Genomic DNA, 26,244 nt, shown 5'->3' with positions numbered 1-26,244 from the left:
GCCGCCGCATTATCGCAGGCTCCCGATCGCGGATGTCGCGCTGGCCAACGCGCTGCGGAATTCGGCGGGGCGATAGGTTTCCGGCGCGGCCACCGCGGCATAGGCGCGGTTGATATTGGCGCGGATCGCAGCCGCGGCGCCGACCGTCACGCGGCCTTCACGCACCAGCGCATTGAGCAGCGTATCGACCGCCATCACCGCCTGGACCGAACCTGCATAATCGGTGAAGCGCGGCGCGGTCGCCTGCGAGGCGATCGCCGCGATCACCTGATAGGCATCACTGCTGCCGAAAGACCGCGCGGCCAGCGCATTGGACAGCGCCTGCGCGCGCTCACGCAGGGCAATCGCCGCTTGCTGCGCGCTGCTGCGGTCGCGGCCCATTGCGCGGTGAAATTCCACGCTCGCGGTGCCGAATGCCTCGCCCGCGCCGGGGGCCAGCGCCCGGCCCACCGCGGATAGCATGATGATGTTTTCATCGTTGAACGGCGCATTGCCGAAGGGGATCGGGCGGCCCGGATTGGTCTCGAAAGTCAGCCGCCGGGCAGGCCCGTCGGTGATAGCGCGGTGACAGCTGTGGCAGTCGTAGAAATAGAATTCGGGAAACATGCCGCGCATGCCGAAGCCGGGCCGCGCGAACAGATCGGTCGCCCGCGCGACTGCCTCCGCCTGGCCCACCGCCCATAAACGCACGCTGTCGCTGCGTCCCTTGCGGCGGGCATAGTCGGCATCTTCGGTGTGATGCTGCTGCAGCGAGGAGAAAAGATCGAGTTCGAACGAGATGCGTGGGTGACCCGCGGCCATCATCGAATGCGTGACGAACTGGCCGGTATCGGTGCTGCCGTAATGGCAATCGAGACAGATTTTCGCGCGCACCTGAGGGTCTTCGAGCGGCACCAGTCCGGCGCGCACATTGGAGGCATGGCTGGCCGCCTTCTCGTAATGGACCTGCAGCCAGCCCTCTGCCGCGCCGTGGCAGCTTTCGCAGCCTACCCCGTCGCTGGTGTGGAAACGTGCGCCGCGGCGCGATTGCGGGACATAGGTTGCATGGCAGCCGAGGCAGGCGGGTGCGGACGTCGCCGCCCCCAGTCCCAATGTCTGTGCGATCTGGCGGCCGCGACGGCTGGCCAGCACCGAATAGGCGCGGCTATGCGCCCCGCTGGCTGAAGACGGGGCCTGCCAGGTCGCGATCTCGTCCTGCCGGACGATCGCGCCATTGCCTTCTGAGCGGCCATGGCAGGTCGAGCCGGCACAGGTCGCCACGCCTTCGAAGTTTGCAGTGGAAGACTGGGCCCTGGCGGCGGAGTTATCCGGGCTGGCGGGCGCGAGAGTGACCAGCGCGAGTAGCAGCGCGAGCGCGAACGCGCGCACGGCTCCGCCCCGTCCCCCTAGCCAGCCTGCTGCCCGGCGTTTCATCGGCCCTCCCCAATTGCCTCGTGTGCCGCTGCCGCCCCCGCGACAGCCCCCATTGCCCCATACCGCGGGGCCACCGGTATTCGCTTAGCTCGCCAGTTTCTCGCTCAACAGGTCGAGCTGGCCCATACAGCCCAGATTGGCCAGCGCGACCGCCAAGTCTTCAGGATCCTGCGGCGTTTCATCCAGCGCAATGAATTCGACACGCTGTTTCGCGCCGCCTGCGGGGCCCGAAAGGTCGTAAAGCCGGTTCTGCCCCAGCGGGAGTTCGTCGGCGCTGAGCGAAGCGGTGGCCGAGCCATCCTCGAACGTGAAATGGACGTGGAAATCGGAAATCGCCGAACCCAATATCCAGGTCTCGCCGCCCTCGACCGATGGGCGCCAGAAGGTGATCGCATCGCCTGCCGGGAGGCAGATCTTGCCCGGATTGCTGGTGTCGATATTCCACAGGTTCGAATTGGTGGACGATCCGGTAGCGCCGCCGCGCACCGCCCCTGTCCGGACGCGGGCGCCCGACCGCTGACGGGTCAGCATGGCGAAGGCAGTCCGCTTGCTCGCACCGCGTGCCCCCACTCGGTGCGTGCCCGGACCCGAAATGACGCGCGTTCCGCTGCCGGTCAGCACGGTTATGCTATCGCCGGTGCGGAGCGTAACGCTCGCCGCATCGTCGAGCTTCTTGCCCACCGGGTAGGTTTCGGCGGACGGCCCGCTGGACTTGACCACCACCCCGGCCTGCGCGGGTGCCGAGCCGAGAAAGCCGAGTGCTGCAAACGAGAGCGCGGCCCCTGCGAGTATGTTCTTAACCGAGGACATAAGCCCCTCCATCATCCAGATTCTGAATTCGATATAACAGGTTTTTCAACGCCGTGTCAGCCGGATGACGGCTGAGGACATCGGCGATGATTTCCGCTGCCCTAGCATCGTCCGTCCCGACCAGCTTGTATGCATCCGCCAACAACGCGCGATCGGCAGCGGGGAAATCGGGTACCGGCTCCATCAGTTCAACGGCGCGCGCGCGCCCGCGCAGGACCACACGGCCCATCGGACGCCACCAGCCGAGCCCCGCCCGGTCGGCGAATTCGCGGCTGGCCATGACGCTCGATGCCAGCGCCTTGTTGGCCGCCTCGAGCCGCGCGGCGGTGTTCATGCTGTCTCCCAGCGCGGTGTACTGGATGCGGTTTTCGCCGCCGAAATTGCCGACCACCGCCTCGCCGAAATGCAATCCGACACGGGTTTTGCCAATCTTGGGCAGCCCCGCGTCCATCGCCGCGACTTCTTCGCGAAACGCCTCGCCCGCCTGCCACAGGGCATAGCCCGCGCGGGCGGCACGCTCGCCATCGTCGGGCCGCGCGATCGGCGCGCCCCAGAAGGCGACCACCGCATCGCCGACGAATTTGTCGATCACGCCGCCATGTTCGAGCACCACGTCCGACAGCATGTCGAGATAGCGGTTGAGCAGTTTGGCAACCATTTCCGGTTCGATCGCATGGCTCATCTTGGTGAAGCCCTCGAGATCTGAGAACAGCACGAAGAGTTCCTTCTTCTCGCCATGGAGCGAGAGCAACTGCGGGTTCTCGAGGATTTCCTGCGCCATTTCGCGCGGGAGGTATTTGCCCAGCGCGCCTTGCGCGAAATTGCGCTGTACCGCGCCGCTCGCACGCGCGGCGGACACCACTGCGGTAAAGGCGATGATCCAGCCAAGCAGCCAGCCGGCAGCGGGCACACCGAGCGTATCGACCCCCTGCCACTCCATCACGAAGGGGACGCCGATAAAGGTGCCGAATTGGGCCGCGAGCAGCAGGTAGATGCGCCAGCTTCCCCATTCGAGCAGACCGGTGAGCACTGCAGTGGCGACCACCAGAATGGCCATCAGCCACAGGGTGACGTCCCCCACCTGCGCGCGCCGGTCGCTGTCGAGCATTTGCGCGATCATATCAGCATGGACACGCAGCCCGGCGGGATTTTCGCCGATCACGCTGGAGAGCGTCGTCTGCACGCGATCATAATCGATGATATCGCCGCCCACGAGGATATAGCGGCCCTCGATCTGTTCGCGCAGCATGGCGCGCACCTCGGGAATTTCCATCAGCACCGGATCGAGGAAATTGTCGATCTGCAGGCGCCCGTACATCGGTTCGTTCTCGAACGCCGGATGGCGATACCGCAGCGAGCCTTCATAGCCCGGCAGCGCCAGCTCGCCCTCACCCGCGGCGCGGAGCATGGCGCGGCCCAGCACAGGCGGCAGGTCGGGTTCGATGCTCGGCCACTTGCGCGTTACGCCATTGGTGTTGTCGAGCCGGATGCTGGCGGGGGTCGCGTTCGACCCTTCGAGCTGGGCGAGAAACTCTTCGAGATAGACCTGCTGGTCGTAGACGATGTCGGCTTCGTTGGTCGCGAAATTGGCATAGCCGACAAGCGTCGGGGTCTGCATGCCGCGCAAAGTAGCGAGCAGTTCGGCATCCTCGTCCTGCGGCTGGTCGAACAGGATATCGAGCCCGATCGCCTTGGGCTCCATCTCGTCGATGATCAGCAGCGCGCGCGACAGCATCCCGCGATCGAGCGGCGAGCGTTTGCGCGCCGCGATCAGCGTCTGGTCATCATAGACCACCATCGTGATGCGATCGTCCTGCTCGATCTTGTCCGCTAGGATCGAGCTGCGCCAGTCATACAGCGCGCGTTCGGCATCGCCCGTACCCGGCGTGGTGATATCGACATTCTCGGCGCCTTCGATGCGCCATTCGTCGGGCACCACTTCGTGGGGGATGTTCCAGCTGTAGCGCGCGATCAGCAGCGCCATGAGCACCAGCACCGCGGTCAATACGAGACGACGCGGGCCGGCCTCGCGCACATTGCGCCAGCCGCGGATCAGCAGATTATCGTCTCTGTCCTCGCTCAACCCCCGCCTCCCCGCGGTCCATCGAACGACCCATTTTTATTGTATTATCCGGCGGTTCTAGAGCAGTAACGCAATGCCGCAACCCCCGTTCGCATCACGCCATATCGGGATCGTTCCACGCCAGCACCGGCTTCCTTGCTGCCTGCGTTTCGTCGAGCCGGCGCCGCGGGGCGTAATGCGGCGCGGTCTTGAGCGTTTCATCGCCCGCCTTGGCCCGATCGGCCACGCTGCGCAGCGCCATGATGAACTGGTCGAGCGCCGCCTTGCTCTCGGTCTCGGTCGGTTCGACCAGCATCGCGCCGTGTACCACCAGCGGGAAGTACATCGTCATCGGGTGATAGCCCTCGTCGATCAGCGCCTTGGCCAGATCGAGCGTGGACACATCCTCGGCAAAGCCTTTGTCGCTGAACAGCGCTTCATGCATGCACGGCCCGCTATGGCCGAAGGGTGCATCGAGCACGTCTTCGAGGCTGCGCAGGATGTAATTGGCATTGAGCACGGCGTCTTCGGACACCTGCTTGAGGCCGTCGGCACCGTGGCTGAGGATATAGGCCAGCGCGCGGGTGAACATTCCCATCTGGCCATGGAAGGCGGTCATCCGGCCGAACGCCTTGGTATGATCGAATTCGGCGGCGTTTTCTTCCTCGACCAGATGGACCATGCCATCCTTGGTGCGCGCGGTGAACGGCAGCGGACCATAGGGGCACAGCGCTTCGGACAGCACCACGGGACCCGAACCCGGGCCGCCGCCGCCATGCGGGGTCGAGAAGGTCTTGTGCAGATTGATGTGCATCGCATCGACGCCGAGGTCGCCGGGGCGCACCTTGCCGACGATCGCATTGAAGTTCGCGCCGTCGCAGTAGACGAAGCCGCCGGCCTCGTGGACCGCATCCGAAATCGCTTTCATGTCGCGTTCGAACAGGCCGCAGGTGTTGGGATTGGTGATCATCACCCCCGCGACATCGGGGCCGAGACGCGCTTTCAGCGCTTCGAGATCGACCCTTCCGTCCGAATTGGCGGGGATATCCTCGACCCGGTAGCCGGCGAAGGCCGCGGTTGCCGGGTTGGTGCCATGCGCGCTTTCGGGCACGAGGATGACCTCGCGCGCATCGCCGCGCGCTTCGAGCGCGGCGCGGATGCAGAGGATGCCGCACAATTCGCCATGCGCACCCGCCTTGGGGCTCATCGCGACGCCGTCCATGCCAGTGAGATCGACCAGCCAGAAGGCCAGCTCGTTGATCACTTCCAGCGCCCCGCGGACCGTATCGACCGGCTGAAGCGGATGAACATCGGCAAAACCGGGCATGCGCGCGATCTTCTCGTTCAGCCGCGGATTGTGCTTCATGGTGCACGAACCAAGCGGGAAGAGGCCGAGGTCGATCGCGTAGTTCTGGCGGCTGAGGCGCGTATAATGGCGCACGGTTTCGGGCTCGGACAGGCCGGGCAGGCCGATCGGATCCTTGCGGTCGAACCCGCCGAGGCGATTGGCGCCCGCTTGCGGTTCGGGCAGGTCCACCCCGGTGGTTTCGACATGGCCGATCTCGAACAGCAGCGGTTCTTCGAGCATCAGTGCGCGATTGCCGGTGGCGGTATCGGGACCGCTCAACGCGTTGTGACCTTCGACCGGGGTGCCGGGCTTCCAGCCCGATGCGTTGGGCGCGCTCATGCCAGCACCTCCTCGAGTGCTGAGGCCAGTGTTTCCACATCCTCCTCGCTGGTGGTTTCTGTGACCGCGACGAGCAGCCCGTTGGACAGCCCCTCATTGCCCGGGAACAGCCGCGCAAGCGAGACACCCGCAAGGATATCCTGCTGCGTCAGCTTACGCACGATGCTGCGGGCATCGCCATCGAGCAGCAGCGTGAACTCGTTGAAGAACACCTCGTTGAGCAGCTTCACGCCCGGCACCTTGGCCAGACGGTCGGCGGCAAGGCACGCAAGACGGTGGTTCTCCATCGCCAGCCTGCGCAGCCCCTTTTCGCCGAGCAAGGTCATATGGACATTGAACGCCAGCGCGCAGAGGCCCGAATTGGTGCAGATGTTCGACGTCGCCTTCTCGCGGCGGATATGCTGTTCGCGGGTCGACAGCGTCAGCACGAAGCCGCGCTTGCCCTCGGCATCGGCAGTCTCGCCGCACAGGCGGCCCGGCATCTGGCGGACATGCTTTTCATCACGCACTGCAAAGAGGCCGAGATAGGGGCCGCCGAACTGCAGGCCGACACCGATCGACTGGCCTTCGCCCACCACGATATCCGCTCCCAGCTCGCCGGGCGAGGCGATTGCGCCGAGCGCGACGGGTTCGGTGTTGACCGCGATCAGCAGCGCGCCCTTTTCATGCGCGGCCTGCGCGATCTTCGCGAGGTCGGGCAGGCGGCCGAGAATGTCGGGATATTGCACGACCACACAGCTGGTCTCCCCGTCGATCCGCGCAATCAGCCCGTCATCGTCGGGCTTGGCGGTCAGGCTGGGCGGGGCTCCGGCGATCTCGTCATCGGTGAACTTGGCCATCGTCCGCACCACTTCGGCATAATGCGGATGCAGCGCGCCCGAGAGCACGACCTTGCGCTTCTTGCCGCGCGCCACGCGGCCCGCCATCGCCACCGCTTCCCAGCAGGCGGTCGAGCCATCGTACATCGAGGCATTGGCGACCGCGCAGCCATAGAGCCGCGCGACCTGGCTCTGAAACTCGAACAGCATCTGTAGCGTGCCCTGCGCGATTTCGGGCTGGTAAGGCGTGTAGGCGGTCAGGAACTCGCCGCGCTGGATGATGTGGTCGACGCTGGCCGGGATGTGGTGCTTATAGGCCCCCGCCCCGAGGAAGAAGGCCGCATCGGCAGCGGCGAGGTTCTTCTTAGACAGCCGCCGCATATGCTTTTCGACCGCCATTTCGCTGGCATGCATCGGCAGGCCATCGATCGGGCCGGAGAGTCGTGCGGCCTCGGGTACATCGGCAAACAGCGCATCGATATCGGGCGCGCCGATCGTATCGAGCATGGCCGAACGGTCGGTATCGGTCAGGGGTAGGTAGCGCATCTTGGTTCCTTCAGGCCCCGCAGGGCATCAGCGGATCAAAGCCCGTCGCAGAAGCTCTTGTAGGCCGCCTGGTCCATCAGGCCGTCGAACTGCGACTTGTCGCCGATGGTCATCTTGAAGAACCAGCCACCCTCTTCCGGAGCGGTGTTGACCAGCGCGGGGTCGTCTTCCAGCGCGTCGTTGGTTTCCATGATCTCGCCGCTGATCGGCGCATAGACATCGCTCGCCGCCTTGACGCTTTCGACCACTGCGGCGTCCTTGCCTTTCTCGATCACGCTGCCGACATCGGGCAGTTCGACAAAGACGATGTCGCCCAGCTGGCCTTGCGCGTAATCGGTGATCCCGACGGTGGCGGTGTCGCCATCGACGTCGATCCATTCATGCTCGTCGGTAAAGTAACGGGCCATTTCGATCATTTCCCTCTGTGGTAGCGATGGGGGACGAAGGGGAGCGAGGCGACCGTGGCGGGCAGCCTCTTCTTCCGCACTTCGACTTCGAGTTCGGTGCCTTCGGCGGCAAGCGCGGTATCGACATAGCCCATGGCGATGGGGCGCTCGAGCGTCGGCGAAAAGCCGCCGCTGGTGATGCGGCCGACCTGCGTATCGCCCGAATAGATGAGCGCGCCTTCGCGGGCGGGCATACGGCCGTCGATGGCCAAGCCGACACGCTTCTGCGCGGGTCCCTCGGTGAACGCCTTCATCACCGGTTCGTGGCCCATCCAGCCGCCTTCCTCGCGCCGCCGCTTGGTCAGCGCAAAACCGAGATCGGCGGAGACGGGATCGGTTTCGGTAGTGATGTCATGGCCATAGAGCGGGAGGCCCGCTTCGAGCCGCAAGCTGTCGCGCGCGCCAAGCCCGATCGGGCGCACCTCGATTTCGGCGCACAGGCGGTCGGCAAAACTTTCGGCGAATTCGGCCGGGACCGAGATTTCGAACCCGTCTTCGCCGGTATAGCCCGAGCGGGTGATCCTCAGCGGCCATTCGCCGAAATCGTGGCAGACGCTTTCCATGAAGACCATGTCGTCAATGACATTGCGCATCACGCGGTTGAGCGCGGTCGCGGCATTGGGCCCCTGCAGCGCGATCAGCGCATGTTCGTCCATATGCGTGAGCGTGACATCGTCATCGAGATGCTCGCGCAGATGGGCGATATCGTCCCATTTCATCGCGCCATTGACGACGAGGTAATAGGCCGGTTCGCCCCACTTCCCTTCGGTGCCCGCTTCCTCGTCGCCCTCGATCCACGGCGTGGCATTGGTGACCATGAGATCGTCGAGAATGCCGCCCTGGTCGTCGAGGAGCAGCGAATAGCGCACCTTGCCCGGCTTGAGCGACGCGATCGCGCCCGGGAGCAGCTTTTCGAGTTCCGCAGCGGCGGTCTCGCCGGTGACCATCAGCTGGCCCATATGGCTGACATCGAACAGGCCCGCCTGGGTGCGGGTCCAGCCATGCTCGGTGACAATGCCTTCGTACTGGATCGGCATGTGGTATCCCGCAAAGGGCACCATCCGGGCACCCTTGCGGCGATGCCACGCGTCGAGCGGCAGCGTTTCGATTTCGGCAATCGTATCGTCGGTGTCGTCGCTCAAGTCCCGTCCCTCACAAGCATGGGGGCGCGCCCTCGCGGTGCGCCTAAAACCATGCCCCCTCTGTCGGGAAACCTGAGAGACTGGCGCACGGATGGGTGCGCTTACCCCTTCGGTGGCCACGCGCAGGCGCGCGGCGCTTTCCAGAGTGTCGATGGAGCGCACGGTCCGTTTAGCCTGAGAGTTTCCGGGGCGGTTGCTCCTTCGGCGCCGGATGGACGTCGCCATCCGGACTCTCCCGTGCGCGCCTGCTGCAGAATCGCTCCTGCCGCCGACCTGTGCTGCACTGCGATATTACCGCAGCGCGGTCAATCCAGGTTTGGCCGCAACCAGCGTTCCGCCGTCGCGATATCCACATTGCGCCGGGCGGCATAGTCTTCCAGCTGGTCGCGTCCGACGCGGGCCACACCGAAATACTGCGCTTCGGGGTGGCCGAAATAGAACCCGCTGACCGCGGCGGTGGGATACATGGCGAAATTCTCGGTCAGGCTGATGCCGGTATTCACCTCGGCATCGAGCAGTTCGAACAGGATCGGCTTGAGGCTGTGATCGGGGCAGGCGGGATAGCCCGGCGCGGGACGGATGCCGCGATATTGCTCCTTGATCAGCGCTTCATTGGTCAGCTGCTCCTGCGGGGCATAGCCCCACAGATCGGTGCGCGCATGCTGATGCAGCCGCTCGGCAAAAGCCTCGGCGAACCGGTCCGCCAGCGCCTTAAGCAGGATATCGGAATAATCGTCCTTGTCGGCAAGGAAGCGTTTCGAATGCTCCTCGATCCCGTGGATGCCAACTGCAAAACCGCCCAGCCAGTCACCCGCCGGATCGATGAAATCGGCGAGGCACATATTGGCGCGGTCTCGGGATTTCTTCACTTGCTGGCGCAGGAAGGGCAGCGCCACATGCCGCTCTTCCTCGGCCAGGTGGAGCGTAACATCGTCGCCGTCTCGCGCGCAGGGCCAGAAACCCGCAACACCCCGCGCAGTGAACCATTTCTCGGTCACGATCCGGTCGAGCATCGCGTCGGCATCGGCCTTGAGGCTGCGCGCGCTTTCGCCGACAACCGGATCATCGAGGATCTTGGGATAGGTGCCGTGCAATTCCCACGCGCGGAAGAACGGCGTCCAGTCGATATAGCTGCGCAGTTCGGCAAGGTCCCAATCATCGAACACATGCACGCCCGGGCGCAGCGGCGGGGCGGCCTTGTCGGACAGGAAGGCGTCGTAGAAATTCGCCCGCGCATCGACGAGGCTGAGCAATTCGCTCTGCCCCTTGCCCGCACGCGTATCGCGGACATGGACATAGTCGGCAGCGGTCGTGTCGACGAATTCGTCGCGCTGCGTGTCGGACAACAGCCGGCTTACCACGCCGACCGCGCGGCTGGCGTCGAGCACGTGGATGACCGGTCCGGGATAGGCGGGATCGATGCGCAGCGCAGTGTGAACCTTGCTGGTGGTCGCCCCGCCGATCAGCAGCGGCATGGCCATCTCGGCGGTTTTCATTTCTTCGGCCACGGTGACCATTTCGTCGAGCGAGGGAGTGATGAGACCCGACAGGCCGATCATGTCGGCATCGTGTTCCTTGGCTGCGGCGAGGATCTGCGCCCACGGCACCATCACGCCCAGATCGATCACTTCATAGCCATTGCACTGCAGCACCACGCCGACGATGTTCTTGCCGATATCGTGCACATCGCCCTTCACCGTCGCCATGATGATGATGCCTTTGGCGCGCGCGCCTTCTTCCTTCCCCGCTTCGATGAAGGGGATCAGATGCGCGACCGCCTTCTTCATCACGCGCGCCGATTTGACCACTTGCGGCAGGAACATCTTGCCGCTGCCGAACAGGTCGCCGACGACATTCATGCCGTCCATCAACGGGCCCTCGATCACTTCGATCGGACGATCGAACCGGTGGCGCGCCTCTTCGGTGTCGGACACCACATGCGCGTCGATGCCCTTGACCAGCGCGTGTTCGAGCCGGCGCTCGACCGGCCAGCCGCGCCATTCCTCGGCGGCCTGTTCTTCGGCGGCGGTCTTGCCCTTGTAGCTTTCGGCCAAGTCGATCAGTCGTTCGGTCGCATCGGCGCGGCGCATGAGGATCACATCCTCGCACGCCTCGCGCAGGACGAGATCGATCTGGTCGTAGACGTCGAGCTGGCCCGCATTGACGATCGCCATGTCGAGCCCCGCGGGGATCGCATGGTAGAGGAAGACCGAATGCATCGCGCGGCGCACGGTCTCGTTGCCGCGGAAGCTGAAGCTCAGGTTGGACAGCCCGCCGCTGGTGCGCACATACGGGAGCTGCGCCTTGATCTCGGCCAGCGCCTCGATGACGTCGAGCCCGTAGCGGTCATGCTCCTCGATCCCTGTCGCGATCGCAAAGATGTTGGGGTCGAAGATGATGTCCTCAGGCGGAAAGCCGATGCCGGTGAGCAGGTCGTAGGCGCGCGAGCAGATGGCGACCTTGCGTTCCTTGGTGTCCGCCTGACCGGTCTCGTCGAAGGCCATGACGACCACTGCCGCACCATAATCCATGCATTTGCGGGCCTGTTCGAGGAACTGCGCCTCGCCCTCCTTCATGCTGATCGAATTGACGATCGGCTTGCCCGAAACGCATTTGAGCCCGGCCTCGATCACGTCCCATTTGGAACTGTCGATCATCACCGGCACGCGCGCGATATCGGGTTCGGCCGCGATCAGCTTGAGGAAGGTGGTCATGGCGTGCTCGGCATCGAGCAGGCCTTCGTCCATGTTGACGTCGATCACCTGCGCACCGTTTTCAACCTGCTGGCGCGCGACTTCCACCGCGGTATCGTAATCGTCCGCCATGATCAGTTTCTTGAACCGTGCGGAGCCGGTCACATTGGTACGTTCGCCGATATTGACGAAGCGGGCGGAGGATTGGTCGGTCATTGCTCAGTCCCGGTCGAGTTCGCGTGCGAGCACGACATCGTTATAAAGCGTGCCGCCGACATCGAAGCGGCGCGTCGCGATCTGGCGGAACCCTTGCTTGGTATAGAAGGCGATGGCGCGGCGGTTGTCGTCCTTCACGCCGAGCAGCAGGCGCTGATGTCCCCGCGCACCGGCGCGGGCCGCATCGAACAGCTCGCGCGCGACCCCGCTGCCGTGGAAGCGCGACAGCAGGTATATCTTCTTGAGCTCGATATCGCCTTCACGCGCGGCATCGAGTTCGGGCTGGTTGAGCAGCGCATAGCCGACAGGGGCATCGTCGACCTCCGCCAGCCAGGCGCGTGCGCCTTCGGCCAGGAGTTTGCCGAGATAGGCGGGCGCGTGCTGCGTCTCGCAATGCGTCACCAGCGCATTGCCGGAAATCATTCCGGCGAAGGTTTCGAGGAAGGTGGCGTTGGCGATCAACGACAGCCGCCCGGCGTCAGCGACGCCCGCGGTGCGGATGACCGCGCGGTTCGCAAGCCGATCGCTCATGCCGCCACCGAAAACGGTTCGAGCCCGGCGAGGCGCATGTCGGGTTTCACGCTCGGCGGGATGCGCGGCACGAGTCCTTCGACCGCTTCCGCCATCGCCGCGATATGCGCCGGGGTCGAACCGCAGCACCCGCCCAACGCATTGATGCGGCCGTTCTCCGCCCAGACCCGCGTCAGCGCGGCGGTGGTTTCGGGCAGCTCGTCATATTCGCCCAGATCATTGGGCAGGCCGGCATTGGGATAGGCCATCAGATAGGTGTCGGCGATATCCGACAGCAGCTGGACATGCGGGCGCAGCTGCTCCGCGCCGAAGCTGCAATTGAGTCCGATGGTCAGCGGCTTGGCATGTCGCACCGTGTACCAGAACGCCTCGACCGTATGGCCCGACAGATTGCGTCCCGACAAATCGGTCAGCGTCAACGAGATCATCAGGGGGAGATCGCGGCCAAGTTCGCGCTCGAGCTGTTTCACCGCCATGATCGCGGCCTTGCAATTGAGCGTGTCGAACACGGTTTCGATAAGGATGAAATCGGCCCCGCCCTCGACCAGAGCACGGCACTGATCGACATAGACCGCGACGATCTCGTCGAAGGTGACTTCGCGATAGCCCGGGTCCTCGACATCGGGCGATAGCGACAGCGTCTTGTTGGTCGGCCCAACCGCCCCCGCGACGAAGCGCGGCACGCCATCGGTGCGCGCGTCGATCGCTTCGCGGATGATGCGCGCTGCGGCGACATTGATCTCGTGAACCATATCTTCCGCGCCGTAATCCGCCTGGCTGATGCGGTTGGCATTGAAGGTGTTGGTCGCGAGGATATGCGCGCCCGCGTCGATATAGCTGTCGCAGATCGCCCGGATCACCTGCGGCTGGGTCAGATTGACGAGGTCGTTATTGCCCTTCTGCTCCTGCTCCAGAGCCGTGCCCGCAGCGTAGTCTTCAGGCCTCAGCCCGGCCTGCTGGATTGCAGTGCCGTAGGGGCCGTCCTTGATCAGGATGCGCTGCGCCGCGGCAGCCTCGAATTCCTCGCGCTTGGTCATGTCTTCGCTTTCGGACGCAGGCCGAGCATGTGACAGATCGCATAACTCAGCTCGGCGCGGTTGAGAGTGTAGAAATGGAACTGGCGCACCCCGCCCGCATAGAGGCGGCGGCACATTTCGGCGGCGATGGTCGCGCTGACCAGCTGGCGCGCGGCGGGCTGGTCGTCGAGCCCTTCGAACAGCCCTTCCATCCAGTGCGGGATTGCAGTGCCGCAAAGCCCCGACATCCGCTGGACCGCGGCAAAGCTCATCACCGGCATGATCCCCGGCACGATCTCGCCCTCGATCCCGGCGGCGGCGGCGGTGTCGCGGAACTCGAAGAAGCATTGCGGATCGAAGAAGAACTGGGTGATGGCGCGCGTCGCGCCAGCATCGAATTTCGCCTTGAGATTGGCGATATCGGCCTGCGCATCGGGGGAATCGGGATGAACTTCGGGATAGGCGGCGACCGATATCTCGAAATCCGCGATCTGCTTCAGTCCGGCGATCAGCTCGACCGCATTGGCATAACCGCCGGGATGCGGCGTATAGCGCGAATGGCCGTCGGGCGCATCGCCGCGCAGCGCGACGATATGACGAATGCCTTCATCCCAATAATGCCGCGCGACCGCGTCGACCTGTTCACGCGTGGCATCCACGCAGGTCAGATGCGCGGCGGCGGGGATATGCGCTTCGTTCTGGATCCGCACGACCTGCTCATGCGTGCGTTCGCGCGTCGAGCCGCCTGCCCCATAGGTGACGCTGGCGAAGCGCGGTCCCAACGGGGCGAGGGTTTCGACGCTGTGCCACAGCGTTTCGTTCATCTTTTCGTTCTTGGGCGGGAAGAATTCGAAGCTTACCTCGACATCGCCGGGCAGGCCGGAAAACAGTGGGGTGTCGAGCGCGCGTTGCGCCTCGCGCATCTGGTCCATCGTCGGGCTCATGATGCGGCCTTCCTGTTTGCGGCGCGTCGTTGCGCAATCCAGATTTTCACCACCAGCTCTCCATCCTCCAGCGCAGTCGGGGCCGCCGGTTCGAACCCTGCTTCATCGAGCAGTCCGACCATCTGGCCATCTTCGAAGCCCAGTCGCGCATGGGCATGGCGATCGCGCAATTCCTCGCGCTGATGCGCGGCGAAATCGACGATCGCGATTCTTCCATCGGGGCGGGTCACGCGCGCCGCCTCGGCCAAGGCAGCACCCGGGTTCTGCGCGAAATGCAGGACCTGGTGGAACAGCACCGTGTCGAAGCTTTCGGCGGCAAACGAGAGCGAGGCGAAATCGCCCTGCACCAGTTCGACCCGTTCGGTCGGCAGGTGCTGCAATTTGGCGCGCGCCACCCGCAGCATCGCGAGGCTCTTGTCGAGCGCCACGATCCGTTCGGCGCGTTCGGCGAACAGTTCGGCCATGCGACCCGTGCCGGTCCCGATATCGAGCAGGCGCCCCAGCGACCTTGTACCCAGGGCTTTGCCCAGCGCGGCCTCGACCGCCTCGTCAGAGGAATGCAGGCGGCGCAGTTCGTCCCAGTCATGCGCGTGGTCGGAGAAGTACACTTGCGCTTCGCTTTCGCGATGCTGGCGGATCGCTGCAAGCTTGCGGCGGTCCTGCTCGCATTGCTCGGCAAACGGCGCGTCGGTCGCCTCGGCTTCGACCAGCAGATCGGCGACTGCAGCGCACAGCGGCGGCGCTTCGCTGGCATTCGCGCAAGCGCGCAGGAATACCCAGCTGCCTTCGCGGCGCCGTTCGGCCAGACCCGCATCGCACAGGATACCGATATGCCGCGATACACGGGGCTGGCTCTGCCCGAGCACCTGCGCGACTTCGCCCACGGCCAGTTCCATCGAACCCAGCAGGCGCATGATCCTGAGGCGGGTGGGGTCGGCCAGGGCCCGGAAGAGAGTGTCGGTCTGCATTGGAAGTTAGATATAAAGATATTTTTATATCTGTAAATCGTCTCCCTTCGAGGAAGGCGAACGGGGCGAAAGCAAGCCAACGAACCTACCAAAACAGGATGTTTACCTATTTGTGGGAAACGGGCCTGCCATGGCACGCCGCCCCACCGATTACGCCGCCGAACGCGAGCGTTTCGTCGAAGACTTGCTCGCCATCATGACGGTGGAGGAGAAGGTCGGGCAGTTGGCGCTCGAGCGCGCACCCGATCCCGCCGATTTCGAGGCGATCGATCGCGTGCGCGACCAACTACGCCATGGCCAGTTGAGCGGTCTCGTGGGTACCGCTTCGCCCGCCGAATTCGCTGCCCTCCAAAGTATGGCGATCGAAGAAACCCGGTTGGGCATTCCCCTGCTCTACGCCGCCACTCCCGGTCGCGGCGAAGCGGTAATCATGCCGAGCCCCTTCGCGCTGGCCGCAAGCTGGGCGCCCGAGGTGGTCGAGCGCGCCGCGCGCATCGTTGCCGCCGAGGCACGGGACAAAGGCAAGAACTGGCTGCTCGGGCCTTCCGTCGCGCTGAGCACATCGCATACCGACAAAAATCTTCCCGCGAGCTGGGGCGCATCGGGGCTGCTGGCCCGGTGCCTGGCGTCGGCCACTGTGCGCGGACTGCAGTTCGAGGATCAGGACGGTGGCAGCATGCTCGCCTGCCTGCGCGTGGACGACCCCTCGTGGACGGGTCGCCGCGGCGCGCACTTGCCCGCCGACCAGCTGCGCCTGGTCGCGGGTGTGCTGCGCGAATCGCCTCCGGCCAGTGTCGCGCTTGGCCGGATTGCCTCTTCGCTCGATAACGGCGACCATTCGACCAGCGCGACATTTGCGATTGGCGGACCCGGCGGTTTCGAAGGGATCGACCTTGCCGAATGGACGGAAATCGCCAGGGCGGCGGGACAGGATCTGACCGGCGCACCCTATGCCGACATATCGGTCGCCGCAGTGGTGGCGGCGGTTGCAGACGGGCGCGTGACGCCGCTGCAGCTCGACGATGCCGTGCGCAAGGTGCTGGGCGCGAAATACGACCTCGGGCTGTTCCGCAGCGCCGGACCGGAGGAGATCGAGACGCCAACGCGGTCGGCCGCAGGAGCGCGAACGGTCGCGCTCGATGCTGCGCGCCACGCGATCATTCTGCTCCGCAACGACCCCGCGCTGCTTCCGCTGAGCATCGATTCGGGCAAAATCCTCATCATCGGGCAAGCCGCCAGCGACCGGTCGCTGCCCACCGGCGGATTGCCGCAGGAGGCGGCCAGCCTGATCGACGGGCTCAATACCCGCGAACTGGCACACAGATACGTACCGGGCCTTGCCTTGCGCCGGGACCGGGCAAAATCGCCATCGGGTGATCTGATCGATGCCGATCACATGGCGATCGGGATGGCCAGCGAAGCCGCCCGCCGCGCGGGGACGGTCATCGTCACGCTCGGCGAAACCAGCATGCTGACCGCAGCGCAGCAAACGCTGCTCGAGGCGCTGTATGCGGTCAACCGGAGCATCGTGCTGGTCACGCTCGGAGCGCGCCCTCTCGATCCCGATATCAGCGGCGCGAAACTGCCCTGCGTTATCCACGCGGGGCAATTGGGCACTATGTCGGGCCATGCCATTACCGATGTCCTGACCGGCGAGTTCGCGCCCTGCGGCCGCCTGCCGATCCCGCTGGTCGACCGCGGGCGGGTGGGCCTGACCTTCGGACATGGCCTCAATTATTCCGAATTCGGGCTCGGCCAGACCACGACCGAACTGGGACACGACCGGCTCATCGTAAGTACCGTTCTGCACAATGTCGGGGCACATGAAGGCATCGAAACCGTCCAGCTTTACCTGCGCCGTCCCGGCGGACGCGGTCGAGGCCGGACCGAACTGGCCGATTTCCAGCGGGTCTCGCTCGGCGGCGGGGAAACCCGCCAAATACTGTTCGAGGTTGGCGGCAACCAGCTTGGCCGGTTCGAACGCGATGGACGCTTCGTGATCGAGCCGGGCACCTATGAAGTCTCGGTCGGGCTGAGCGAGGACCGCGCGCATGCGATCGAGATCGCGGTTCCGCAAGCCGTCGCCGACGCGATGGGCAAGGCGCGCGCCTCCGAACCGCTGCCGGCCCTGTTCGGCAAACTGCGCAGCGTCGGCTAACCGCCTCCTCAGGCACCAAGAAATCCGTTTCGACTTCGCCCGCCAGCGTGTAGGGCACCGCCATGCGCGACGCTTTCGGCCGCCGGATCGACTATATTCGCCTCTCGGTGACCGATCGCTGTAACCTGCGCTGCACCTATTGCATGGCGGAAGACATGCAATTCCTCCCCCGCCGCGACCTGCTGACATTCGAGGAAATCGAGGCGCTTGCGCGGCACCTGGTCGCGCGCGGCGTCCGCCGCATCAGGCTGACCGGCGGCGAGCCATTGGTGCGCAAGGGCATCATGGACCTCGTCGAACGGCTGGCGAGGCTGCGCGGTGAGGGCCTCGAGGAACTCACCCTCACCACCAATGGCACCCGCCTGCCCGACATGGCGCAGGATTTGTACGATGCCGGTGTACGGCGGATCAACGTCAGCCTGGACACGCTCGACCGCGAACGCTTTGCCAAACTCACGCGGCGCGACGAGTTCGACCAGGTCATCACCGGGATCGAGGCGGCCCGCGCGGCAGGCCTCGCGATCCGCATCAACGCCGTGGCGATGCGCAGCCTGAATGATGATGAACTGCCCGCGCTGCTCGGCTGGTGCAGCGAGCGCGGGATGGATCTTGGCCTGATCGAGGCGATGCCGCTGGGCGACGTGTCGCTCGACCGGCAATCCACGCATGTGCCGCTCGACGACGTCCGCGCCGAGATCGAACGCAGTTTCACGCTCGTCCCCTCGCTCCACCGCACGGGCGGACCGGCACGTTACTTCGACGTCGCCGATACCGGTACCCGGCTCGGCCTCATCACGCCGCTCAGCGACAATTTCTGCGCCGGCTGCAATCGCATCAGGATCGGCGCCACGGGCACGGTCTATGGCTGTCTCGGGCACAACCAGAAGGTCGAACTGCGCGACATCATCCGTGCCGGCGGCGAAGGCGCGCTCGACGAAGCGCTCAACCGGCTGCTCGCGGGCAAGCCCCTGCGCCATGCCTTCGACCTAGAGCAGCGCGAACCCGCGCTTGCTCGCCATATGAGTGTGACCGGCGGCTAGGTAAGCCCCGCCTGTCTGGCACCCGCAATTCCCGCGTAGGCAAAAACGCTTCGCCGCGTTAGGAACCCTGCATGACACGATCGCCCTGGTACAGCCGCCTCGCCCTTGTCCTTGCGCTTCTGCTGCCGGTCTATTTCGCGATTGCCGCGCTCGGCACCAAGTTCGGGCTGTGGAGCTGGCAGACGGGCCTGCTGACGATGACGATCAAGGCGGGGCCAATCCTGCTCGGTATCGTCGCGCTGGTCGCGCTGGTGGCGCTGCTCGCCACGCTGCTGCGCAAACCGCGCCGGGGCTGGCTGCTTGCGTTGATCGCGCTGCTTGTGCCGCTCGGGATTTTCGCCGCGCTGGGTTATGTTCGCGGTCAGGCCGCGGATATTCCGCCGATCCACGACATCGCCACGGATGTCGCCAATCCTCCGACTCTCTCGCAAGCGGCAGTCGATCGCCGCAATGCGAGCGATGCCAACCCGCTCAACGATTATACCATTCCGCTCGGCGAACTGGACATGTGGTCGCAAACCGATGCGCCACTCGCGAACCAGTCGCATGCGCAGGTCATCACGCAAGCCTATCCCGATCTCGCATCGCTGCCCATCGGCACGACCGACCGCGAGGTGGCTGTTGCTGCCGTGGCAGACGCAATGGAAGAACTGGGCTTCGTGGACGTCATGGCCGATGCTGCAGCCGGGCGCGTCGAAGGCGTCGCGGAGACCTTCTGGTTCGGCTTCAAGGATGACATGGTGGTGCGCATCGCAGATGGAGAGGTCGATTTCCGTTCGGTCTCGCGCGTCGGGGTGAGCGATCTGGGTGCCAATGTGGCGCGGATCGCGAAGTTGCGCGACGCGGTCGCCGCGCGCCTCAATCCCTGAATTGCATCATTGCCAGCGCGCTGCGCTGGAACACGGTCAGCACGCATAGTCCGGCATAACCATAGGCGATCGGCACGAACCATGCCGGGAGCAGCGCAAAGACGATAAACACCGCGATCGTTTCCGCGCCTTCGGCAAGACCGGTGGAATAGAAGAAACTCTTGCGGCCATGCGCACGGGTTTCTTCGCCGCGCTCGGCTGCGACAACCGCAAAGGCCAGGAAGCTGACCCCGGTCAGCACGAATGCGGCGACCAGCACCAAGGCTGCTTGCGTGTTGGCGGGATCGAGGAAGCCAAAGGCCATCGGGACCGAAACATAAAAGGCGAAATCCGCGACGATATCGAAATAGCCGCCCAGCGCAGTGGGACGGTTGGCGCGCGCAACGGCACCGTCGAGCCCGTCGAGCAGCCGGTTGGCGATGATCAGCGCCAGCCCGATTGCAAGCTGGCCAAGGGCAATCGCGCCAGCGCCCGCCAGCCCGAGCGCAAGCCCGGCGAAGGTCAGCATGTTTGCCGTCACGCCGCGCGCCGCCAGCGCGCGTCCGATGCGGTTCAGCGGCGGATCGATCAGCGGGCGCAGCTTGGCGTCGAACATCGGTCGGTCTCCTTCCAGCTCATGCCCAGGTGATCAGCCCGATCCAGGCCCCGGTCATTGCCGTCGCCATATTCCCTGCGATCCAGCTGCGGACGCCCAGCCCCGCCACTTCGCCGCGCCGCTCGGGGCATAGCGTGCCGATCGTCGAAACCAGCAGCCCGATGCTGGCGAGATTGGCGACGCCGCACAGCGCATAGGTCACGATCAGCAGGCTGCGCGGAGCGAAGGTACTGTCCGGCAATGCGGCGAGTTCGAGATAAGCGACATATTCGTTGAGGATCGCCTTGGTGCCCATCAGGCTGCCCGCGGCCTGCGCCTCGCCCCACGGCACGCCGATCAGCCACATCAGCGGGGAGAACAGCCAGCCGAACCCGCGCTTGAGCGTCAGCGGATCGCCATCGACCAGCGGCAAGAGTGCAAGCAATTGATCGGCCAGCGAAACCAGCGCGAAAACCACGATGATCACCGCGATCACCGCGAGAAACAGCTGCATCCCGTCCATCGTCCCCTTGATGATCGCATCGATGCTCGATTCGTAACGTAACCCGGGCACCTTGAGCCCGGCCTCACCCTCGTTCTCACCGTCGAGCGCAGCCTCGCCCGGCACCATCAGCTTCGCGATCAGCAACGCTGCCGGAAGCGAGATGAGCGAGGCCGAGATCATATGCCCCACCGCATCGGGCACGGTCCGTGACAGTGTGGTGGCATAAAGGATCAGGATCGCCCCGCTGATCGTCGCCATCGCCAGCACCATCACCTGGAACAGGTCCGCGCGGCTCATCCGTGCAAAATAGGCGCGCACTACCAGCGGGCTCTCGACCACACCGAGGAACATGTTAGCGCCGCCCGACAGGCCGACGACGCCGCTGACCCGGAGCGTTCGGCGCAGGAGGAAAGACAAGCCGTTCACCAACCAGCGCAAGACGCCCCAGTGCCACAGCAAGGCGGCAAGCGCGGAGAAGACGATCACCAGCGGTAGGATCTGGAAGGCGATCACCACCGGAGCGGCCACGCCTTCCTTGAGCGCGAAGGGCAACGGGGCACCGCCGAGATAGCCGAACATGTATGACGAGCCGTCGAGCGTCGCGCGCTCGATCGCAGCAACGACCTCATTGGCGAGCGTAACCGCATTCCAGACGATCGGCACACGCACGATCAGCAGTGCGAGGAACGCCTGCAATGCAACCGCGCCTGCGATCCAGCCCCATGACGGGCGGCGCCCGCGGTCTTCGGACAGACCCCAGGCAAGCAGGATCAGCAAGGCGATGCCGATCAGGCCGCGAAACTGGTCGAAGATCTCCACTGCCGCCCCTCGCTGGCCGTTCAGCCCTTCCGCTTGACCAGGCTGTCCAGCGCCAGCGTGTCATGTTCGCGAAACGCGATCAGAGCAAGCGCGGCGCCCGCCACAGTGATCGACGGGAAGAACAGCAGGTTTGCATCCTCGGGACTGGCGAACAAATACCGTCCGAAGGGATCGAGAAAGTGGCGCCAGATCGGGAAGGCGCCGCCAACGAGGATGATCGCAGCACCGACCAGCGAGACGCGCCGAAACAGGCCCAGGACGACCAGTGCGCCGATCACCACCTCGACACTGGCGAAGGCGAGCTGGAAATTGCTCGCCGCGCCGACCCCGCCATAATACTTCTCTGCGAGCTTGGTGCCCATGCCGTCGCCGAACAGCCTGAGGCTGCCCCACAGGACCAGCAGCATGCCGGTTCCGACGCGCATGATGAGCAGGGATATCTTGCCGAGCATGGTATTCTCCAGTCCGCTTGGGCGCGCTTAACCGCGACGCCAGTTGTGATATTTCTCGACCAGCGCGAGCAGCCGCTCGGGCTTGTGCGCCTTCTTCCATTCGCCCGCAGCGAATTTGTTCGCCTCCGCCATGGTCGGATAGGAATGGATCGTGCCGAGGATCTTGTTGAGCCCCAGTTTGTGCCTCATCGCAAGCACATATTCGGCCAGCAATTCGCCCGCATGCGCGCCGATGATGGTCGCACCCAGGATGGTGTCCTTGCCAGGCGGGGTGAGCACTTTGACGAAACCGCGCGTCTCGCTTTCGGCAATGGCGCGGTCGAGATCGTCGAGATCGTAACGGGTGACTTCATAGGCGATGCCCTGCTCTTCCGCCTCGGTTTCGTTGATGCCGACCCGCGCGATCTCGGGATCGAGGAAGGTGACGGCGGGGATGACGCGGTAGTCCGCATTGAACCGCTTGAACTGGCCGAACAGCGCATTGACGCTGGCGAACCACGCCTGGTGGCTGGCCGTGTGGGTGAACTGGAACGGCCCCGCCACATCGCCGGCGGCGTAGATATTGGGGAATTTGGTCGCCAGGAATTCGTCGGTGACCACGGTCTTGGCCGTGTCGATGCCAATGTCTTCAAGACCGTAGCCCGTAAGCCGGGCGGCGCGCCCGACGGCAACGATCAGGCAGTCGAAATCGATACCGACTTGCGCCCCCTTGTGTTCGGCAAACAGGGTCCCGTCTGCGACCCTGATCGCGCGGTGGTTCGTCAGAACGGACACACCCGACGCCTCCAGCGAGATCTGTGCGGCGGCGGACACTTCAGGGTCTTCGCGGCCCAGCACACGATCCGTCATTTCGACCTGTGTCACGCTTGAGCCAAGCCGGGCCAGCGCCTGTGACAATTCGCAGCCGATCGGTCCGCCACCCAGCACTGCGATGCGGGCAGGCACGCGGTCCATCTGCGCGAAGGCATCCCACATGGTGTCGCTGGTCAGATACCCGCTCCCTTCCAGCCCCGCGATCTGGGGGACGAAGGGCTCGGCGCCCGCGGCGATCACGATGGCGCGCGTAGTCAGGCGCTGCGTCGCCCCGTCCTTGCGTGCAATCTCCACCGTCCACGGATCGACGACCTTGGCATAGCCTTCGACCACATCGACTCCGAGGCCGGTATAGCGTTCGACGCTGTCATGCGGCTCGATCGTCTTGATCGCACCCATCACCCTGGCGATGGTTTGCCGGAACGGAACCTCGGGCTCGGACGGCTCGAGGCCATACCGATCCGCATGGCGCATCTGTTCGGCGACCTTGGCGCTCTTGATCAGCGCCTTGGAGGGCACGCAGCCGGTGTTGAGACAGTCGCCGCCCATCCTGTTCGCTTCGACCAGCGTCACCTTCGCCTTGACCGTCGCGGCTATCAACGAAGATACGAGGCCGGCCGACCCCGCGCCGATCACCACCAGATTGCGATCGAAGCTCTTCGGCCTGGCAAAGCCGGCATAGACCTTCCGGCGCTTGATCCAGCCGATGATCGCCTTGGCTATCCAGGGGGCGATACCGAGCAGCGCGAAGGAGGCCAGCACTGCGGGCGAAGCGATGCCTGCAAGGCTGTCGATCTGCGCCAGCTGCGTGCCCGCATTCACATAGACGATCGTGCCCAGCAGCATGCCCACTTGGCTCACCCAGGCGAAAGTGCGGGCCCTGATCCGCGTCAGCCCCATGACCAGATTGACCACGAAAAATGGAAACAGCGGGATCATGCGGATGGTGAAGAGATAGAATGCGCCGTCGCGTTCGAGCCCCTGGTTCACCGTCTTGAGGCGCGCGCCGAACCGCTGTTCGATCGTATCGCGCAGGACATAGCGCGAAGCGAGAAAGGCGAGCACGGCGCCCAATGTCGAGGCGAAGGAGACCACGATAGTGCCGATCACGACCCCGAACAGCGCGCCGGCCGCCAGCGTCATTACCGCGGCACCGGGCAAGGATGCCGCGGTCACTGCGACATAGATAAGGAAGAACAGCGCAATGACCTGCGCCGGATTGCGCTCGTAATAGCCGCCGACCTCGCCTGCGACCTGCTTGATTCCGTCGACGGTAAGATAGTCGCCTAGCCCGAAGAAGAAGTAGGCCGCGACCAGCACCGCGAGGGCCAGGATGATGAGAATTTTTTTCATGGGTTCTTTCTGTCGCTGGCCTGTTCGTCGCCGTGGGCGAGCGGGTTACACCGGATCGGTCAGTTTGGCGAAAGATGTCACCCAGCGCCGGTCGATCCAGCGTTTCAATGCGCCTGCCCAGCGTCCCTGCGCAGCAAACGGGCCATAGCTTGCAATCGCCTTTCCGGATCGGGTCGAGAGCAGATAGAGGCTGGCGGGCCGGGGGCGGTAGCTGCGCAGTCCCCCCGTACCCGCGACGAGGCAGCGCAGATTGGCAGCGAGGACCGCGCCCGTATGGACGGCATGGACGCCCGAATGCGGCACCCGGCGGTCCTGTCTCGCCGCGACATCGCCCGCCGCAAGGATATGCGGATGCGACAGCGAGCGCTGATGGCGGTCGACTGCGATGAACCCGTCGTCGTCGACTGCGAGCCCGCCCTCTTTTGGCCATCGCGGGGCCGCCGCGCCCAGCGATGCCACGATCAGATCGACCGGCTCGAGCTTCTGCTGCCCGGCGACGATCGCGCCATGCTCGATCCGCAAATCCTCTTCGATCAAGGGGATATCCTGTCGCACCAGCTCACGCCGCGCCAGTACGGCGGTCCGGCGTCCGAGATCATCGAGCAGGCCATCCTGCCCGGTGACCAGCGTGATACGCGAGCTCCCACTGGCGAAACGTCTGCGTAGGGCAAACGCCAGTTCCACCCCGCCCGCGCCGCCGCCAGCCACTACAATATGACCGGGCACCCCGGGAGAGCTGGTCTGCCACTCGGCCAGCCGCGCAAGGAAGCTCCCGATGGGCCGGACGTCGACGATCCGCGGATCCATTCCGAGAACACCCTTGGCTCGCTCCACGCCGCCGACATCGATCGAACAGATGTCGAAACTAACCGAACGGCCATCGCCCGTAGTGATCGTCCGCTGCTCCGGATCGATCGTGGCGCAGCGGTCGAGGAGCAGTTCTACGCCTGCCTGCTCGGCAAGCGCCACAAGATCGATGCGTCCATGCTCGTCATCATATTCGCCCGCAACCGTTCCCGGGATCATACCCGAATACCGCGTGTAGCGATGTGGCGAAATCAATGTTGTCCGCGCCTCGGGACCGCCGCGGCGCACCCAATCGGCCAGCACCCCGAGATGCGCATGCCCGCCCCCGATGAGCATGAGTCTGGGTCCGGCTGTCAGCATCCGCTCCGTGGGTGTGGCGGCTCGGTATAGAAGTCAATCGGATTGGGAATCGTGGCCTTCACCTACGCGCCGAGGATGCTCGTCACCGATCGGATCAAGTAGTTTCCTACGGCTTAACCACAAGACACCTCCTGAGCGCGTCGTTGACAACGCAAGACAATCGGGCCACGGATTTTCCGATGGCCCGCGGAGCAAAGCGATCGACTATCGTCGATGTCGCCAAATTGGCGGAAGTGTCGCCGAAAAGCGTATCGCGCGTTTTCAACGACGAACCGCATATCACGCCCGCGCTGCGCAAGAAGGTGCTGCGCGCGGCCAAGGAACTCAACTATCACCCCAATGTGATGGCGCAGGGCCTGGTACGCCAGCAATCCTATCTGATCGGGCTTGTCTATGAAAAGCCGAGCCCCAGCTATGTCGTCGAATTGCAGCGCGGCGCGCTCGAGCGGTTGCATGGCGAACGGTATCGGCTGATCGTGCTGCCGGTGGAATCGGTTGCCGACCACCCGCAGGACGTTGTTCGTACCATCCGCTCCGCAGCGCTGGACGGCGTTATTCTTGCGCCGCCCGCCACCGATCACGCCGAGGTTCTCGACGGGCTCACACAGGCGCGCATTCCCTTCGCCCGGATCACCCCGCAGTCGCACGAAGGCGTGGGGCTGGCGACGACGATGGACGATATTGCCGCGGCACGCGAGATCGCGGACCATGTCCTCGGCTACGGCCATCGCCGGATCGCGATCATCAAGGGCGATCCCGACCACCCGGTAAGCGCGCAGCGGCTGATCGCCTATCGCGCTGCCTTCGATGCGGCGGGCGTAGACTACTTGCCCGAGCTTATCGAGACGGGCGATTGGAGTTTTGAATCGGGTTACGAAGCAACCAAGCGGATCCTCTCGCGCAAATTGCGGCCGACCGCCATTCTCGCGGAGAATGACGATATGGCGGTCGGCGCGATGTCGGCCGCGCGCGAACTGGGGTTCGATGTCCCCGCCGATCTGAGCGTGGTCGGCTTCGACGATTCCGAAATTGCCCGCGTCGTGTGGCCGCGGCTGACAACGGTGCGGCAGCCGGTCGTCGAAATGGCGCATACCGCCGCCGATATGCTGCTGCGCCAACTGGCGGGTGAGGACCCGGGCCCGACCGTGTTCCATACGCACCGACTTATCGAACGGCTGACCGTCGGTCCGCCGCCGGCTTAG

General features: G+C 64.7%; 21 protein-coding genes and 1 riboswitch. Of the genes, 4 read left to right on the top strand and 17 right to left on the bottom strand.

From position 1 onward, the window contains the following. Positions 1-9: 9 nt before the first annotated feature. The 12 genes from N6L26_RS13205 to N6L26_RS13150 all read right to left on the bottom strand — a co-directional run bounded on the left by N6L26_RS13205 (position 10) and on the right by N6L26_RS13150 (position 15,292). Complete coding sequence (locus N6L26_RS13205; protein ID WP_263606015.1) at positions 10-1,413, bottom strand: cytochrome c family protein; 1,404 nt, start codon at positions 1,411-1,413, stop codon at positions 10-12. A gap of 84 nt (positions 1,414-1,497) precedes the next feature. Continuing rightward, positions 1,498-2,223, bottom strand: a complete 726-nt coding sequence (locus N6L26_RS13200) for a hypothetical protein (protein ID WP_263606014.1) — start codon at positions 2,221-2,223, stop codon at positions 1,498-1,500. After that, the gene (locus N6L26_RS13195) at positions 2,210-4,306 is read right to left on the bottom strand and encodes an adenylate/guanylate cyclase domain-containing protein (RefSeq protein WP_263606013.1); all 2,097 of its coding nucleotides are present in this window, start codon (positions 4,304-4,306) and stop codon (positions 2,210-2,212) included. The genes N6L26_RS13200 and N6L26_RS13195 overlap by 14 nt, the downstream gene beginning before the upstream one ends. A gap of 94 nt (positions 4,307-4,400) precedes the next feature. Continuing rightward, on the bottom strand, positions 4,401-5,972 hold the full coding sequence (gcvPB, locus tag N6L26_RS13190) for an aminomethyl-transferring glycine dehydrogenase subunit GcvPB (protein WP_263606012.1): 1,572 nt from the start codon (positions 5,970-5,972) through the stop codon (positions 4,401-4,403). Next, positions 5,969-7,336 carry an aminomethyl-transferring glycine dehydrogenase subunit GcvPA gene (gcvPA, locus tag N6L26_RS13185; RefSeq protein ID WP_263606011.1) on the bottom strand — a complete coding sequence of 456 codons (1,368 nt, stop codon included), beginning with the start codon at positions 7,334-7,336 and terminating at the stop codon, positions 5,969-5,971. Before gcvPA ends, gcvPB begins: the two co-directional genes overlap by 4 nt. Positions 7,337-7,371: 35 nt before the next feature. Then, positions 7,372-7,743: a glycine cleavage system protein GcvH gene (gene gcvH / locus N6L26_RS13180; RefSeq protein ID WP_263606010.1), complete on the bottom strand. Its 372-nt coding sequence runs from the start codon at positions 7,741-7,743 to the stop codon at positions 7,372-7,374. 5 nt (positions 7,744-7,748) lie between these two features. Next, complete coding sequence (gcvT, locus tag N6L26_RS13175) at positions 7,749-8,924, bottom strand: glycine cleavage system aminomethyltransferase GcvT (protein WP_263606009.1); 1,176 nt, start codon at positions 8,922-8,924, stop codon at positions 7,749-7,751. Positions 8,925-9,075: 151 nt separating this feature from the next. Then, positions 9,076-9,172, bottom strand: a riboswitch (glycine riboswitch). A gap of 57 nt (positions 9,173-9,229) precedes the next feature. Beyond that, a complete protein-coding gene (metH, locus tag N6L26_RS13170; RefSeq protein WP_263606008.1) occupies positions 9,230-11,833 on the bottom strand; it encodes a methionine synthase in 2,604 nt (867 codons plus the stop codon). Positions 11,834-11,836: 3 nt separating this feature from the next. Next, positions 11,837-12,364: a GNAT family N-acetyltransferase gene (locus N6L26_RS13165; RefSeq protein ID WP_263606007.1), complete on the bottom strand. Its 528-nt coding sequence runs from the start codon at positions 12,362-12,364 to the stop codon at positions 11,837-11,839. Continuing rightward, positions 12,361-13,401 carry a homocysteine S-methyltransferase family protein gene (locus tag N6L26_RS13160; RefSeq protein WP_263606006.1) on the bottom strand — a complete coding sequence of 347 codons (1,041 nt, stop codon included), beginning with the start codon at positions 13,399-13,401 and terminating at the stop codon, positions 12,361-12,363. Before N6L26_RS13160 ends, N6L26_RS13165 begins: the two co-directional genes overlap by 4 nt. Then, on the bottom strand, positions 13,398-14,324 hold the full coding sequence (gene metF / locus N6L26_RS13155; protein ID WP_263606005.1) for a methylenetetrahydrofolate reductase [NAD(P)H]: 927 nt from the start codon (positions 14,322-14,324) through the stop codon (positions 13,398-13,400). The genes N6L26_RS13160 and metF overlap by 4 nt, the downstream gene beginning before the upstream one ends. Continuing rightward, complete coding sequence (locus N6L26_RS13150; RefSeq protein WP_263606004.1) at positions 14,321-15,292, bottom strand: ArsR/SmtB family transcription factor; 972 nt, start codon at positions 15,290-15,292, stop codon at positions 14,321-14,323. Before N6L26_RS13150 ends, metF begins: the two co-directional genes overlap by 4 nt. Before the next feature lie 130 nt (positions 15,293-15,422). On the opposite strand from N6L26_RS13150, the gene N6L26_RS13145 reads away from it, so the two are divergent. The 3 genes from N6L26_RS13145 to N6L26_RS13135 all read left to right on the top strand — a co-directional run bounded on the left by N6L26_RS13145 (position 15,423) and on the right by N6L26_RS13135 (position 19,359). Continuing rightward, entirely contained in the window at positions 15,423-17,450 is a 2,028-nt protein-coding gene (locus N6L26_RS13145; protein WP_263606003.1) for a glycoside hydrolase family 3 C-terminal domain-containing protein, read from the top strand. 62 nt (positions 17,451-17,512) lie between these two features. Further along, positions 17,513-18,490, top strand: coding sequence for a GTP 3',8-cyclase MoaA (gene moaA, locus N6L26_RS13140; protein WP_263606002.1), 978 nt, complete (start codon positions 17,513-17,515; stop codon positions 18,488-18,490). A 71-nt stretch (positions 18,491-18,561) separates the two neighbouring features. Further along, the gene (locus N6L26_RS13135) at positions 18,562-19,359 is read left to right on the top strand and encodes a DUF1499 domain-containing protein (protein WP_263606001.1); all 798 of its coding nucleotides are present in this window, start codon (positions 18,562-18,564) and stop codon (positions 19,357-19,359) included. Here the strand turns inward: N6L26_RS13135 and N6L26_RS13130 are convergent. From N6L26_RS13130 to N6L26_RS13110, 5 genes are read right to left on the bottom strand one after another with little or no spacing between them, the layout of a single operon-like run. Then, complete coding sequence (locus N6L26_RS13130) at positions 19,349-19,954, bottom strand: CDP-alcohol phosphatidyltransferase family protein (RefSeq protein ID WP_263606000.1); 606 nt, start codon at positions 19,952-19,954, stop codon at positions 19,349-19,351. The genes N6L26_RS13135 and N6L26_RS13130 overlap by 11 nt on opposite strands. A gap of 19 nt (positions 19,955-19,973) precedes the next feature. Next, on the bottom strand, positions 19,974-21,257 hold the full coding sequence (locus N6L26_RS13125; protein ID WP_263605999.1) for a NupC/NupG family nucleoside CNT transporter: 1,284 nt from the start codon (positions 21,255-21,257) through the stop codon (positions 19,974-19,976). 20 nt (positions 21,258-21,277) lie between these two features. Next, complete coding sequence (locus N6L26_RS13120) at positions 21,278-21,709, bottom strand: DoxX family membrane protein (protein ID WP_263605998.1); 432 nt, start codon at positions 21,707-21,709, stop codon at positions 21,278-21,280. A gap of 27 nt (positions 21,710-21,736) precedes the next feature. Continuing rightward, complete coding sequence (locus tag N6L26_RS13115; RefSeq protein WP_263605997.1) at positions 21,737-23,875, bottom strand: FAD-dependent oxidoreductase; 2,139 nt, start codon at positions 23,873-23,875, stop codon at positions 21,737-21,739. A 45-nt stretch (positions 23,876-23,920) separates the two neighbouring features. Then, positions 23,921-25,018: an FAD-dependent oxidoreductase gene (locus N6L26_RS13110; RefSeq protein WP_263605996.1), complete on the bottom strand. Its 1,098-nt coding sequence runs from the start codon at positions 25,016-25,018 to the stop codon at positions 23,921-23,923. Positions 25,019-25,221: 203 nt separating this feature from the next. Here N6L26_RS13110 and N6L26_RS13105 point away from each other — a divergent pair, with 203 nt between their 5' ends. After that, the gene (locus tag N6L26_RS13105; RefSeq protein ID WP_263605995.1) at positions 25,222-26,244 is read left to right on the top strand and encodes a LacI family DNA-binding transcriptional regulator; all 1,023 of its coding nucleotides are present in this window, start codon (positions 25,222-25,224) and stop codon (positions 26,242-26,244) included.

Source organism: Qipengyuania sp. SS22 (assembly GCF_025736935.1).
Taxonomy (GTDB): Bacteria; Pseudomonadota; Alphaproteobacteria; order Sphingomonadales; family Sphingomonadaceae; genus Qipengyuania.
The sequence above is the reverse complement of the archived record's forward strand: the minus strand, read 5'-3'. Positions and strand labels throughout refer to the sequence as shown.

What these genes read in the sequence shown, in the direction of transcription:
- N6L26_RS13205 (WP_263606015.1), bottom strand. Translation starts at nt 1,413, where the DNA reads ATGAAACGCCGGGCAGCAGGCTGGCTAGGGGGACGGGGCGGAGCCGTG.
- N6L26_RS13200 (WP_263606014.1), bottom strand. Translation starts at nt 2,223, where the DNA reads ATGTCCTCGGTTAAGAACATACTCGCAGGGGCCGCGCTCTCGTTTGCA.
- gcvPB (WP_263606012.1), bottom strand. Translation starts at nt 5,972, where the DNA reads ATGAGCGCGCCCAACGCATCGGGCTGGAAGCCCGGCACCCCGGTCGAA.
- gcvPA (WP_263606011.1), bottom strand. Translation starts at nt 7,336, where the DNA reads ATGCGCTACCTACCCCTGACCGATACCGACCGTTCGGCCATGCTCGAT.
- gcvH (WP_263606010.1), bottom strand. Translation starts at nt 7,743, where the DNA reads ATGGCCCGTTACTTTACCGACGAGCATGAATGGATCGACGTCGATGGC.
- metH (WP_263606008.1), bottom strand. Translation starts at nt 11,833, where the DNA reads ATGACCGACCAATCCTCCGCCCGCTTCGTCAATATCGGCGAACGTACC.
- N6L26_RS13165 (WP_263606007.1), bottom strand. Translation starts at nt 12,364, where the DNA reads ATGAGCGATCGGCTTGCGAACCGCGCGGTCATCCGCACCGCGGGCGTC.
- N6L26_RS13160 (WP_263606006.1), bottom strand. Translation starts at nt 13,401, where the DNA reads ATGACCAAGCGCGAGGAATTCGAGGCTGCCGCGGCGCAGCGCATCCTG.
- metF (WP_263606005.1), bottom strand. Translation starts at nt 14,324, where the DNA reads ATGAGCCCGACGATGGACCAGATGCGCGAGGCGCAACGCGCGCTCGAC.
- N6L26_RS13150 (WP_263606004.1), bottom strand. Translation starts at nt 15,292, where the DNA reads ATGCAGACCGACACTCTCTTCCGGGCCCTGGCCGACCCCACCCGCCTC.
- N6L26_RS13145 (WP_263606003.1), top strand. Translation starts at nt 15,423, where the DNA reads ATGGCACGCCGCCCCACCGATTACGCCGCCGAACGCGAGCGTTTCGTC.
- moaA (WP_263606002.1), top strand. Translation starts at nt 17,513, where the DNA reads ATGCGCGACGCTTTCGGCCGCCGGATCGACTATATTCGCCTCTCGGTG.
- N6L26_RS13135 (WP_263606001.1), top strand. Translation starts at nt 18,562, where the DNA reads ATGACACGATCGCCCTGGTACAGCCGCCTCGCCCTTGTCCTTGCGCTT.
- N6L26_RS13130 (WP_263606000.1), bottom strand. Translation starts at nt 19,954, where the DNA reads ATGTTCGACGCCAAGCTGCGCCCGCTGATCGATCCGCCGCTGAACCGC.
- N6L26_RS13120 (WP_263605998.1), bottom strand. Translation starts at nt 21,709, where the DNA reads ATGCTCGGCAAGATATCCCTGCTCATCATGCGCGTCGGAACCGGCATG.
- N6L26_RS13115 (WP_263605997.1), bottom strand. Translation starts at nt 23,875, where the DNA reads ATGAAAAAAATTCTCATCATCCTGGCCCTCGCGGTGCTGGTCGCGGCC.
- N6L26_RS13110 (WP_263605996.1), bottom strand. Translation starts at nt 25,018, where the DNA reads ATGCTCATCGGGGGCGGGCATGCGCATCTCGGGGTGCTGGCCGATTGG.
- N6L26_RS13105 (WP_263605995.1), top strand. Translation starts at nt 25,222, where the DNA reads ATGGCCCGCGGAGCAAAGCGATCGACTATCGTCGATGTCGCCAAATTG.